The organism is Providencia huaxiensis (assembly GCF_002843235.3).
GTDB lineage: Bacteria > Pseudomonadota > Gammaproteobacteria > Enterobacterales > Enterobacteriaceae > Providencia > Providencia huaxiensis.
In genome coordinates this window covers 2,866,276-2,879,003 of the sequence record NZ_CP031123.2, presented here as the reverse complement: position 1 = coordinate 2,879,003, position 12,728 = coordinate 2,866,276, and the positions used below count along the sequence as shown (strand labels likewise).

Here is a 12,728-nt window from a genome sequence, read left to right as displayed (position 1 = left end):
TTCACTTATCAGCTTGGTTTTTTAGGTCTAAAATCAATATCTTAGAGCGACGCTGGTAGTTATATAAAGCCTGCTTTTTCATTGGTAACATCTCAATCTCCGCGGGGGTAAAACCACGCTCTTGAAACCAATGGATACTACGAGTTGTCAGGACAAATAGTTTATCTAAACCAAATTGTTTTGCTTGTACAGCAACACGGTGCAGTAACTCCTCTCCTCTAGATGAACTTCGGTAATCAGGATGAACAGCGACACAAGCCATTTCACCTAGTTTTTCTTCTGGGTAAGGGTAAAGCGCTGCACAAGCGATGACTAAGTTATCACGTTCAATAATGGTAAATTTATCAATTTCCATTTCTAATTGCTCACGTGAACGTCTAACTAAAATACCTTGTTGTTCTAATGGGCGAATAAGCTCTAATATTCCACCAATATCATTAATGTTTGCACGGCGGATTTGTTCCGCACTTTCCATGACGATTTGGGTACCAATACCATCACGAGAGAATAACTCTTGAATTAACGAGCCATTTTCTTGGTAGCTCAATAGGTGGCTACGGCGGACGCCTCGGCGGCAAGCTTTTGCGGCTCCGCGTAAAAAGCGCACAGTTCCTGAATAGTAATCACCTTCAGATTCAAGTTCTTGGATGCGGTTTTCTGCTTCATTTGGGAATAATTCAGACAAAATATTGCCTTCTTTGTCTGCTACACCTTGTGAGGAGCAAAAACCGATCAGTTTTTCCGCTTTCATTTTTACTGCTAATTGAGTGGCAATTTCTTCAGAGGTCAGATTAAAACTTTCCCCTGTGACTGAGACGGCAACCGGCCCAATTAGTACAATAGAACCATTATCTAATTGATTATTAATGGCTTCTTCATTAATACGACGGATCCTTCCACTGTGGCAATAATCAATACCATCGTCAACGCCCAGAGGTTGGGCAATAACGAAATTGCCACTAACCACATTAATGTGTGCGCCTTGAAGCGGGGTATTACCTAAGCTCATAGATAACCGAGCCGTGATATCTAATTGTAAAGCGCCAGAAGCTTGCTTTACATATTCAAGAGTATTCGCATCGGTGACGCGAGTATGTTTATGATAAACCGCATCATATTTATGCTCTGCTAAAATGTCCTCAATTTGAGGCCTAGCGCCATAAACGACAACAATTCTGATGCCTAAACTATGCAATAATCCTATGTCATTGACAATGCTAGGAAAATTTTCATGCGCAATCGCTTCACCACCAAGCATAATAATAAATGTTTTGCCGCGGTGGGCGTTTATATAAGGAACCGAATGGCGAAACTCATCAACCAACTCGGTGCTGCGCTCTTTCATAACAACCCTCTTAATTGAATTTTTATTCGTTAATAATGTATTTTTATTCTTTTTGTCGGTAAATATCAAGTAAAAGATGGGATAAAAAAAGTAACATTTTTATTTTTTACATTTACATATCTCTAAATTTAACTCGATATACTCTATGAAAACTAAATTGCATAAAATTGACACAGAAAGTCACTCACAAATATTTTCTCTCAGTATGATTAGGTTATACTCATGTCTGTAACTCTATAGATGCTTTGATATATTCTTAATGACAGAGTGCAAATGATTAGTTAGAGTGCGTATTTCAAGGCTAACTATTAGCATTTATCCTAAAATCACTTTATTTCTCAGTTCTAGGTTCGGAATTATTGATGAGTCACCAAGATCACAACCCATCGAAGCGTCGTTTTATTCAAGGCGCAGCAGCAGTTATGTTACTGAGCATTAGCCCATTCGGTTTTTCTGCGAGTAGCAGCGTGGTGGCTGTGCGCATTTGGCCAGCATCGAGCTATACACGAGTTACATTGGAATCTAGTACTCCATTGAAGTACCGTCAGTTTGTGCTTAATAACCCTGAGCGTATTGTGGTCGATCTTGAAGGGGTGCAGTTAAATAATGTATTGAAGGATATGGGAACTCAAATTCAAACACGTGATCCCTACCTTAAACTAGTTAGAGTTGGGCAATTTGATCCGAAAACGGTTCGCTTGGTATTTGAAGTTAAAAATAAAGTCAGTCCTCAATTCTTCTCGATGGCCCCTGTTGCGGAATTTAAGCATCGCTTAGTTCTTGATTTTTATCCAGGTAAAGGCGTTGACACCAATGATGATCCTCTATTGGCATTACTTGAGGATTATAATAAAGGTGATCTTGAGGAGAGCATGCCTGCTCAAGCGAAGAAACCAGGTAAAGCAGGGACGGATCGCCCAATTATTATTATGATCGACCCAGGACATGGTGGCGAAGACCCCGGTGCGATCGGCAAATATAAAACGCGCGAAAAAGATGTGGTTTTACAGATCGCACGTCGGCTAAAAGCACTGATAGATAAAGATCCTAAAATGCGCTCCTATATGACACGCAATGAAGATGTCTTTATTCCATTAAAAGTCCGAGTGGCGAAAGCGCGTAAAATGCAGGCAGATTTATTCGTTTCAATTCATGCGGATGCATTTACTAATCGTTCAGCCCGAGGCTCTTCTGTTTTTGCACTATCGACGAAAGGCGCGACCAGTAATACGGCTCGTTACCTTGCACAAACACAAAACGAAGCGGACTTAGTGGGCGGAGTGAGTAAAAGTGGTGATGTGTATCTTGACCATACGATGTTTGATCTCGTGCAAACTGCGACAATTAATGACAGCTTGAAATTCGGTGATGAAGTACTAAAACGGATGGGGAAAGTTAACAAACTGCATAAAAACAGAGTTGACCAAGCCGGTTTCGCGGTACTTAAAGCACCTGAGATCCCATCGATTCTAGTCGAAACCGCTTTTATTAGTAATTTGGAAGAAGAGAAGAAATTAAAAACAGCAAAATTCCAACAGCAAATGGCAGAATCCATTTTTGAAGGAGTAAAAGCTTATTTCCGTAACGGTGGTGCATTAGCGATCCGCAACTAGTTAATTTAAAAAGATTAAGAAAGGTGATAAACGTATGTGGATCGCCTTTTTTATTTTTCAGTTATGATTAAAAATAGAATTTTTATAGTGATATTAAAAAGGTGATGGGGGACCAGAAAGGGGACTCAAAAGAATTGGTTGCGGGGGCTGGATTTGAACCAACGACCTTCGGGTTATGAGCCCGACGAGCTACCATGCTGCTCCACCCCGCGACTGAAGAGGTAAAAAATTGGTTGCGGGAGCTGGATTTGAACCAACGACCTTCGGGTTATGAGCCCGACGAGCTACCATGCTGCTCCATCCCGCGACTGAATTTTTACGACTTTATACTGCAGATTTTTTGTTACTTTACTGATTTAATCAGTAATTGGTTGCGGGGGCTGGATTTGAACCAACGACCTTCGGGTTATGAGCCCGACGAGCTACCATGCTGCTCCACCCCGCGTCCGATGCGGGCACTATACTCGGGATGAGATCTGATGCAAGTTTTTTCGTGTTTTTTTTTCAAAATTTAGCATTTACCGAACAAAATTTGTTCTGTCTGGCTGTTTTTTACACTTTGATGAGTTGGTGAAGGAAAATAACCACTCTAAATATATTTACACGTTTCATTCCCTAATTGGGTTTGCTATTGTGCGCTTCATATTGGATTGTTGGATTTATCTGGGTGGTAGAGCATGAATATAGGGCTAACAAAAATCGTCAATAAACAAACAGTAAAAAAGTGGTTAGTAACCAGTGTATTTCTTTCCTTATTAGCTGGGTGCCAAACCCATCCAACGGATAAAGGCCAACAATATAAAGATGGTCGCTTAGTTCAAGATTTACAGAAAGTAAATCAAGTGAATGTACAGGGACGACCAATCAATGCACCAGATTTTAATCAGCAGGTTAATGAAATCAAAAATGCATCACCACGGTTGTTTAAAAGTAACAATGATGCTTACCATGCCATAGAAAACTGGTTGATGGCGGGAGGAGATCCGGCTCAATTGGCAAATTTCAATTTAACGGCTTTCCAAATGGAAGGTGCCGATAATTATGGAAACGTGCAATTTACAGGATATTACACACCTGTGATTGAGGCCCGTCGTATGGCACAAGGTGAATTTCGTTATCCGTTATACGGTATGCCCCCAAAAGGAAAGAAGCGTTTACCTAGCCGAGCCGCGATTTATAACGGTGCCCTGAGTGATAATTTAATTTTAGCTTATAGTAATTCACCCGTTGAAAATTTTATGATGGAAGTTCAGGGAAGTGGCTATGTTGATTTTGGGGATGGTAGCCCTTTGAATTTCTTTGGTTATGCAGGTAAAAATGGCCATGCGTACAAAAGTATCGGAAAAGTGCTGGTAGACCGCGGTGAGGTTCCTCTTAGCCAAATGTCATTACAAGCTATCCATGATTGGACGGACCAGCATAGCGAGCAAGAAGTTCGCCAGCTTTTAGAAGAAAACCCGTCATTTGTCTTTTTTAAACCGCAATCATTTGTCCCTGTTAGAGGCGCAAGTGCGGTTCCTTTAATTGCTAAAGCATCCGTTGCATCAGATAAAACCCTCATTCCACCGGGTACAGCTTTGCTCGCAGAAATCCCTGTATTAGATAATAACGGGAAATTTACGGGGCAGTATGAAATGCGTATGATGATAGCCTTGGATGTCGGTGGTGCAATTAAAGGGCATCATTTTGATATTTACCACGGTATAGGTCATGACGCTGGGAAAATGGCCGGTTTTTATAACCATTATGGGCGAGTTTGGGTGCTGAAAAAAAGCCAGCCGCTATTTGGTTCACTGTAGTCACAGATTTAACTGAGGTTGTTCGTTATTATGCAAGCTAAGCTTTCTGATGCTTGGATGCAGCGTTTTGCTGGGATCGGGCGTTTATATGGGCAACATGCTCTTCATCTTTTTGCACGTTCTCACGTTTGTGTCATTGGGGTTGGTGGGGTAGGTGTATGGGCCGCGGAGGCGCTTGCTCGTTCAGGTATTGGGTTCATCACATTGATTGATATGGATGATATCTGTGTGACTAATACTAATCGTCAATTACATGCCATCAAGTCGACGGTTGGGCAACCAAAAGTTGAGGTGATGAAAAATCGTATTTTAGAAATTAACCCTGAGTGTGTAGTGAATGTTATTGATGACTTTATTACTGTCGATAATGTCGCTCACTACCTTAGTACGGGGTTTGATTATGTTATTGATGCTATTGATAGTGTGAGGCCTAAAGCAGCGTTACTAGCGTATTGTAGGCGCTTTAAAATACCTATTATCACCATAGGGGGCGCTGGTGGGCAAATCGACCCAACAAAAATTCAAGTGGCAGACTTGGCTAAGACTATCCAAGACCCATTAGCGGCTAAGTTGCGAGAACGCTTAAAATCTGATTTTAACGTCATTAAAAACGGGAAAGGAAAGCTTGGGATTGACTGTGTTTTTTCTACCGAGCAACTTGTTTATCCACAAAGCGATGGCACGGTATGTGCGGCAAAAAGTACTGCGGATGGTTCTAAGCGTATGGACTGCGCTTCAGGCTTTGGCGCAGTTACTATGGTTACAGCGAGTTTTGGGTTTGTTGCCGTTTCACATGCACTTAAAAAAATGATAGCAAAGTCACAACGAGAAATGGAAAATCTGTAAAGCGAATGAGGCTATTGCGATAGATAGCCTCATTTAATGAATTACGCAGGTGTCATTTCATTGGCAATATTTTGAATTGCAGTAACGAGTGATTGAATACCATTTTGGCGAGACTCGCTGAGTTGCGAAGGTAAGCCGGTTTGAGCTAATAAGTGGTCAAAATCAATTTCCATGATCTCTTTTGCTGTTTTTTGCTCTACCGCGGCTAATAAAATAGCAAATAACCCTTTTACTACCCGGCCTTCACTATCCCCATAAAAATGAAATGTTTCATTATCATTGAGCCGTGCTCCGATCCAAACTCGGTTTTCACAGCCTTTAACTTCTTGAGTTTGCAGTTTTTCATCATCAGACAATACAGGCAGCTTTCTCGCAAATTGAATTAATAAACGATATTTATCTTCCCATGCTTTATGTGTGGAAAACTGTTCAACTATTTCTTGAATTTTAATCTCTGTACCGAATGGGTGCGGAGCAAGTTCATGGTTAGTCGAAGTCATTAGGCTTCCTTTATTGATTTATTCATTGAGTATAGAAAGTGAAACGGTGACTGCGTCAATAAATTTATCGACATCTTGCAGGTTGTTGTAAGGCATCATTGAGACGCGCAAGCAGCCACTTATATTTAATGCATCCATTAATGGTTGGGTGCAGTGTTGACCATAGCGTAGTGCAATATTTTGCTCGGTCAAGAGGGCTCCCAGATCACTATGATGAACATCTTTGAAGTTAAATGATAGCAAAGGAGAATGAGGCACACTATAGCTAATAAAGCCGGGAAGTGCCGATAGTTTTTTAGCTGCATATTCGGTTAATGAGCAAGTATATGTTTCTGCTAGTGTTAAATTTATCTCTTCCAGCCACTCTAGAACAGCTGAAAAGGCAATTACACCAGCAATATTCGGTGTTCCTGCTTCGAATCGTTGGGGAATAGGAGCAAGCGTAAAATTATCAAATGTGACGTGAGTCAACATCTTACCGCCACCATGCCAAGGGGTCATTTGCTCTAAAAGTTCTGTTTTGGCATAGCAAACCCCAAGCCCTGTGGGTCCATATAACTTATGTGCTGAAAATACATAGAAATCGACATTCAGCTCACTGACATTAATAGGGCTATGAACGACACCTTGTGCACCATCAACAACGACGAGAGCTCCTACTTGGTGAGCAAGTTGAGTTACTGTCTGTATATCTGGTTGATACCCAGTTACATTGGACATTTGTGTGATAGCGATAACTTTCGTTTTTTCAGATAATTTAGATTTGAGTACATCAAGGTTTAACGTCAGGTTTTTTTCAACTGGCCATTTTATAATTTTGGCACCTGTTTGTTGCGAAAGCATAATCCATGGTAATAAATTTGAATGATGTTCTATTTCACTAACAATAATTTCATCGTCAGGTTGTAATGTTGAGCGAAAATAACCTTGTGCAATTAAATTAATTGATTCTGTTGTCCCGCGTGTCCAAATAATATTTTTTTCATTTGAAGCATGAATATATTTTGCGGCACGAATTCGCCCCTGCTCATAATCACGTGTTAATTTTAGTGATTCAGGTGACTGACCTCGGTATACGGAACTGCCTGACAAGCGATAATAGTCATTTGATGCATTGATCATGGCAATAGGCTTCAGAGCCGTGGCCGCACTATCAAAAAATAGTGTTGACGAGTCTATCGCTGGGAAGGCGAGGCGAAATGTGGTAGCGCTAAAATGGTCCATGAGTATTTTCTTTTTAGTCAAAATTTCAATGTGTTTTGATTTTACTGAGTGCTGTATTAGTTGATTGTACATTTATTAGTACATTTATAGTTATTTTCTGATTAATTTAAACTTATCATTTTTCAATCTAATCATTGAAATATTCTGTTACGTTTGGTATTAATTGTTAGCAATTCTTCCAGATGTGGTTTCAAGATGATTCAGTGTTTTGCATTGCAATGCAACGCCTTTTGTTTATAAATTTATTTTTTTAAGTACTTAGTGAATAATTTTCAAGATTTATCTTAAATATCTTACTGAAAGTTTTTTCGGTACACTTGTATTTATCTATAGATATTTGTATTTATTAAGTTAAATTGCTTAAGTAAATGCCGAAATAGCATTAAAAAAAGAGTAAAAAAAAGCACCGCGCGTTGGCGGTGCACTATATAAAATCACTATGGACAGACAGGGTAAATGTACAGGAAGTGAAAAAACAGTAGCTAAAGCTACAAAGGTCTGGTTCAACCAGACAACTTGCAAACACAACATCACAACCACAAAGCCAAAAGTTTCAAAGTAACTAAACTCTGTAACTTTTCGTTCCGGCTTAGGAAGTGTGCATACTATAGGTATTTACTAGCGTATCCTCAAGGGACAAATTATAATGCTTCGGATGAAAAAAACTAATGCATAACAAGATGCCAAGTAGAAGTGATTATGTCTAAAAGATTACCGCCCCTAAATGCACTGAGAGTCTTTGACGCTGCAGCTCGTCATTTAAGTTTTACTAAGGCAGCAGAAGAATTATTTGTTACTCAAGCGGCCGTTAGCCACCAGATGAAAAGTTTGGAGGATTTCCTTGGGTTGAAATTATTTCGTCGGCGCAATCGCTCATTGTTGTTGACAGAAGAGGGACAAAGTTATTACCTTGATATTAAAGAAATTTTTTCTTCTTTGAATGAGGCGACGCGTAAGTTACAAGCAAGAAGCGCGAAGGGGGCATTAACAGTGAGTTTATCCCCAAGCTTTGCAATTCAATGGCTGGTACCAAGGCTTTCAGGCTTCAATCAAGCCTATCCAGGCATTGATGTGCGGATCCAGGCTGTAGATAGAGAAGAAGATAAATTGGCTGATGACGTTGATGTCGCTATTTTCTACGGTAAAGGTAATTGGCCTGGATTAAGAACAGATAGGCTTTATGCTGAATATTTAATGCCTGTGTGTTCGCCATCTTTATTAACTGGGGATAGCCAACTAAAAGTTCCTGAAGATCTAGCAAAACATACGTTACTTCACGATTCTTCACGAAGAGACTGGCAGGCATATGTTAAGCAACTAGAGTTACAAAATGTAGTCAATGTACAGCAAGGTCCCATTTTTAGTCATAGTGCTATGGTTATTCAAGCTGCTGTTCATGGTCAGGGGGTTGCATTAACGAATAATGTGATGGCCAAAAATGAAATTGACGCTGGGCGCTTAGTTTGCCCTTTTAGTGAGGTGTTAGTTAGTAAAAACGCATTCTACCTAGTTTGCCAAGAAAATCAGGCAGATTTAGGCAAAATAGCTGCATTTCGCCAATGGATCCTTGGGCAGGCAGCAAGTGAACAAGAGAAATTAGGCTTTATTACGGGTGACCAAGATGTGGCGCTTATTCAGTAATCAAGTATTTAAATAAAAGGTGTTACTGTGAATAGTCGTTTGATGTTAATTTTTGCTGGAATTAGTGGCTTCTTTACTGTTGCTTTTGGGGCTATTGGTTCACATGCGTTATCGTCAATTATGAGTGTCCATCAAATGGACTGGATTGAAATAGGACTGCGTTATCAAATGTTGCATACTGTAGCACTGATGGTGCTCGGGGCAATTTTATTACGTAAAATTATCCTATGGTTCTATTGGTCAGGTGTGTTTTTCTCTGTTGGGATACTTCTTTTTAGCGGTAGCCTTTATTGTATGGCACTATTGCAGGTAAAATACTTCTCTTATTTTACGCCAATAGGTGGTGTATGTTTCCTAATTGGTTGGCTGTTAGTGGTTATTGGCGCTATGCGTCTAAGGAAATCGGCGTCACGCAATGAGTAATAAAATTGCACTATATTGCCGTCCAGGCTTTGAAAAAGAATGTGCAGCAGAGATTACAGATAAAGCAGGGCAAAAAGAGATTTATGGTTTTGCTCGCGTAAAAGAAAACAGTGGTTATGTTATTTTTGAGTGCTATCAAGCAGAAGATGCAGACACACTCGCACGGACGTTGCCTTTTCGAGAATTAATTTTTGCTCGTCAAATGATTGTAATAGGGGATTTACTTAAGGACTTACCGCCTGAAGACCGTATTACTCCGATTGTAAATGCATTGAGTCAGCAAGTTGCGCGGGCAGGTGATATCCGTGTTGAAGTTGCTGATACCAACGAGTCGAAAGAGCTGCTGAAATTTTGCCGCAAGTTTACGGTACCTTTACGTAATGCATTACGTAAAGAAAAAATCTTATTGCCACTCGAAAACTTTAAGCGGCCTGTTATTCATGTATTTTTTATAGCCCCAGGTTGTTGTTATACCGGGTATTCATATACTAATAATAGTTCGAACTTCTATATGGGGATCCCAAGATTAAAATTCCCATCGGATGCTCCGAGTCGTTCAACCTTAAAACTTGAGGAAGCTTTCCATGTCTTCATTCCTTATGAAGAGTGGGAAGAGCGTCTAGCGAGCGGGATGAAAGCAGTCGACCTTGGTGCATGTCCAGGTGGATGGACTTATCAATTGGTAAAACGCAGTATGATGGTGGATGCTGTAGATAACGGCCCAATGGCAGAAAGCCTTATGGATACAGGGCAAGTTAAGCATCACCGTGAAGATGGGTTTAAATTTAAGCCTACTTCCCACAACATTACGTGGTTAGTCTGTGATATGGTTGAAAAACCCGCTAAAGTTGCTGCGTTAATGACGGATTGGCTTGCACAAGGTTGGTGCCGAGAAGCCATTTTTAACTTAAAATTGCCGATGAAAAAGCGCTATGAAGAAGTTTCACATATCTTAGAAAAGATGAAAACACAGCTCAAAGAGCAAGGCATTAATGTGTTGATTCAAGCGAAGCAGCTTTATCATGACCGTGAAGAAGTGACTGTGCACGTGATGAGGATATGGTCGGCAAATCCAATGGCACGTGAGTATTATTAATCCATAAAATCAGTCAATGAGAAGGCCACTAATTAATAAAGTGGCCTTTTTTATATTAGTTGGTTATATAACGTAGCTGATTCAAATTTCCTTGTAGCGCGATATCGGTTCTTAAAGTCGCGATATCTCGACAAATCAATGCAATTTCCTGTTGATTGATGAGTTTTTTCTGCCACTTATCTTCAAGTTTATCTAAATTAGCAAATATATTTTCAATAGAATGGTATTGCTGCAATAGGGTTGTAGCACTTTTGGGGCCAATACCTGCAACCCCAGGAACCTTACTGCTACTGATCCCTGCGAGTCCCCAATAATCAGGAAGTTGCTCAGGAGAAACACCAAATTCCTTTTCGATAAAAGGGATATCAAGCCAGCGCTTTTGAAAATAGTCGCGAATTCTTAAGTTAGGGGAAAGTAGTTGGCAATAACCTTTATCTGTGGATACGATGGTAACCGTGTGCCCTGAGCCCGCAATGCGTGTTGCTAAGGTTGCGGCTAAGTCATCAGCTTCATCCCCTTCAGACTGCCAGCAGTGAATTCCTTTTTCTTTAAATAAAGCGATTAATGCAGGGAGTTCGGCATGCAAATCTTCAGGCATCGGTTGCCGGCCAGCTTTATAATCAGGCAGTTTTTCATGACGCCAGCTTTGATGACGACCTTCTTCATCAAACACTGCAACAATGTGTGTGGCGTCTGTATGGGTGATCAACTGTGCTATTGCAGATAAACAAGTTTCTCCACACGGGCTTCCTTGCACAGCGTGGATCCGGCGTATTAAGTTTAATGCATCAATAATTAATAAATGGATCATAAATACGCCATCATTATTTATTTCACGATTTCATAGCAAGGTTCGTATGCTGTACCACCAGGTAATTTCATACGATGTTGTTCAACGAAGCCTTGTAATAACACATCCATACGCTTCATTAGCTCACTATCACCGTGAATTTTGAATGGGCCATGTTTTTCGATGGCTTTCATACCAACTTCTTTCACGTTACCAGCGACAATACCTGAGAAAGCACGACGTAAATCTGAAGCTAATTTTTCAGGCGCTTGTCCTGGGTGTAGGTTCAGTGATGCCATATTCTCATGGGTTGGTTCGAATGGATGCTGTAAATCGTGAGCAATTTTGATCGACCAGTTGAAGCTATAGGCATCACCAGTGCTACGGCGATTTTCTTTAACTTGTGGCATGCTACGTTTCATCACACGAGCAACTTCTGGTGCATCATCAATAATAATTTGGTAGTGCTTACTGGCTTCATCACCTAAAGTGTGACGAATAAAATCGTCTAATACTTCAAAGTATTCTGCACTTTCTTTTGGACCCGTTAAAATTAATGGCAGAACTTGTTCACTGTTAGCCGGATCCATCAAAATACCAAGTAAATAAAGCAACTCTTCAGCAGTACCGACACCACCTGGGAAGATTATAATCCCATGACCTAATCGAACGAATGCCTCTAAACGTTTTTCGATATCAGGCATAATGATGAGCTCGTTCACTAATGGATTTGGTGGCTCAGCCGCAATAATTGAAGGTTCAGTTAAGCCAATAAAACGGCTATTTTTGTATTGTTGTTGGGCGTGGCCAACAGCGGCACCTTTCATTGGTGCTTCCATAGCTCCAGGACCACAGCCTGTACAGATATTGAGTTCACGTAAGCCAAGTTCGTTACCGACCTTACGACCATATAGGTATTCAATTTCATTAATTGAGTGGCCGCCCCAGCAAACAATCATACTTGGGTCTTCATCAATATGCAGTGCGCGAGCATTACGTAAGATGGAGAAAATCATATTAGTGATGTGTGTGCCATTTTCGAGGTCTAGATTGAATCGCTCTTTGGCATGCGTAATTTGCGCATGTACGAATAAAATGTCACGTAATACAGCAAACAGGTTTGCTTGTAAGGTGCGGATGATTTTGCCATCAACGAAGGCTTTTTCTGGTGGCTCGATAAGTTCAAGCTTAACGCCACGCTCACGGCGTAATACGTTGATATCAAAATCTTTACTTTTTTCTAAAAGCTCTTTACTGCTATCGGTTAAGCTGCCTGAATGCAAAACGGCTAAAGAGCAATTCCTAAATAATTGGTACAAATCGCTACTGGCCGTGCGTTTTAGCATGTCAACTTCAAGTTGAGAGAGTAGATCCATAGATCCTAATGGACTGATATGAGTAATCAAGTAGTACTCCTTTACCCAATGGGTTCTTGATATGTGATTGTACTG

At 40.5% G+C, this 12,728-nt stretch carries 11 protein-coding genes and 3 tRNA genes; 6 read left to right on the top strand and 8 right to left on the bottom strand.

The genetic code is table 11. The features are described from left to right. Window position 1 precedes the first annotated feature (1 nt). Window positions 2-1,345, bottom strand: a complete 1,344-nt coding sequence (argA, locus tag CYG50_RS14910; RefSeq protein WP_102139954.1) for an amino-acid N-acetyltransferase — start codon at window positions 1,343-1,345, stop codon at window positions 2-4. Between the two features lie 362 nt (window positions 1,346-1,707). On the opposite strand from argA, the gene amiC reads away from it, so the two are divergent. Further along, a complete protein-coding gene (amiC, locus tag CYG50_RS14905; RefSeq protein WP_102139953.1) occupies window positions 1,708-2,958 on the top strand; it encodes an N-acetylmuramoyl-L-alanine amidase AmiC in 1,251 nt (416 codons plus the stop codon). Window positions 2,959-3,093: 135 nt separating this feature from the next. Here the strand turns inward: amiC and CYG50_RS14900 are convergent. The 3 genes from CYG50_RS14900 to CYG50_RS14890 all read right to left on the bottom strand — a co-directional run bounded on the left by CYG50_RS14900 (window position 3,094) and on the right by CYG50_RS14890 (window position 3,403). Next, a tRNA-Met gene (locus tag CYG50_RS14900) sits at window positions 3,094-3,170 on the bottom strand. Between the two features lie 18 nt (window positions 3,171-3,188). After that, window positions 3,189-3,265: transfer RNA gene (locus CYG50_RS14895), tRNA-Met, on the bottom strand. A gap of 61 nt (window positions 3,266-3,326) precedes the next feature. Continuing rightward, window positions 3,327-3,403: transfer RNA gene (locus CYG50_RS14890), tRNA-Met, on the bottom strand. Between the two features lie 232 nt (window positions 3,404-3,635). Between CYG50_RS14890 and mltA the strand changes: the two genes are divergently transcribed. Together mltA and tcdA are read left to right on the top strand one after the other, a co-directional pair. Then, window positions 3,636-4,757 carry a murein transglycosylase A gene (gene mltA / locus CYG50_RS14885; RefSeq protein WP_181489889.1) on the top strand — a complete coding sequence of 374 codons (1,122 nt, stop codon included), beginning with the start codon at window positions 3,636-3,638 and terminating at the stop codon, window positions 4,755-4,757. Between the two features lie 30 nt (window positions 4,758-4,787). Beyond that, the gene (tcdA, locus tag CYG50_RS14880; RefSeq protein WP_102139952.1) at window positions 4,788-5,603 is read left to right on the top strand and encodes a tRNA cyclic N6-threonylcarbamoyladenosine(37) synthase TcdA; all 816 of its coding nucleotides are present in this window, start codon (window positions 4,788-4,790) and stop codon (window positions 5,601-5,603) included. 41 nt (window positions 5,604-5,644) lie between these two features. Here tcdA and csdE read toward each other — a convergent pair whose 3' ends face one another. Further along, window positions 5,645-6,103, bottom strand: coding sequence for a cysteine desulfurase sulfur acceptor subunit CsdE (gene csdE, locus CYG50_RS14875; RefSeq protein ID WP_102139951.1), 459 nt, complete (start codon window positions 6,101-6,103; stop codon window positions 5,645-5,647). Between the two features lie 18 nt (window positions 6,104-6,121). After that, window positions 6,122-7,327, bottom strand: a complete 1,206-nt coding sequence (gene csdA / locus CYG50_RS14870) for a cysteine desulfurase CsdA (protein ID WP_102139950.1) — start codon at window positions 7,325-7,327, stop codon at window positions 6,122-6,124. Between the two features lie 699 nt (window positions 7,328-8,026). On the opposite strand from csdA, the gene CYG50_RS14865 reads away from it, so the two are divergent. Genes CYG50_RS14865 through rlmM form a run of 3 tightly spaced genes read left to right on the top strand, consistent with a single transcriptional unit; the run spans window position 8,027 to window position 10,487 of the window. Continuing rightward, a complete protein-coding gene (locus tag CYG50_RS14865) occupies window positions 8,027-8,968 on the top strand; it encodes a transcriptional regulator GcvA (protein WP_102139949.1) in 942 nt (313 codons plus the stop codon). Window positions 8,969-8,995: 27 nt separating this feature from the next. Next, window positions 8,996-9,391 (top strand): DUF423 domain-containing protein, encoded by a 396-nt coding sequence (locus CYG50_RS14860; RefSeq protein WP_004908716.1) that lies wholly within the window; start codon window positions 8,996-8,998, stop codon window positions 9,389-9,391. Next, window positions 9,384-10,487: a 23S rRNA (cytidine(2498)-2'-O)-methyltransferase RlmM gene (rlmM, locus tag CYG50_RS14855; RefSeq protein ID WP_102139948.1), complete on the top strand. Its 1,104-nt coding sequence runs from the start codon at window positions 9,384-9,386 to the stop codon at window positions 10,485-10,487. The genes CYG50_RS14860 and rlmM overlap by 8 nt, the downstream gene beginning before the upstream one ends. A gap of 55 nt (window positions 10,488-10,542) precedes the next feature. Here rlmM and xni read toward each other — a convergent pair whose 3' ends face one another. Continuing rightward, entirely contained in the window at window positions 10,543-11,298 is a 756-nt protein-coding gene (gene xni, locus CYG50_RS14850) for a flap endonuclease Xni (protein ID WP_102139947.1), read from the bottom strand. A 17-nt stretch (window positions 11,299-11,315) separates the two neighbouring features. Then, window positions 11,316-12,683, bottom strand: a complete 1,368-nt coding sequence (ppnN, locus tag CYG50_RS14845) for a nucleotide 5'-monophosphate nucleosidase PpnN (protein ID WP_102139946.1) — start codon at window positions 12,681-12,683, stop codon at window positions 11,316-11,318. Window positions 12,684-12,728: the final 45 nt, after the last annotated feature.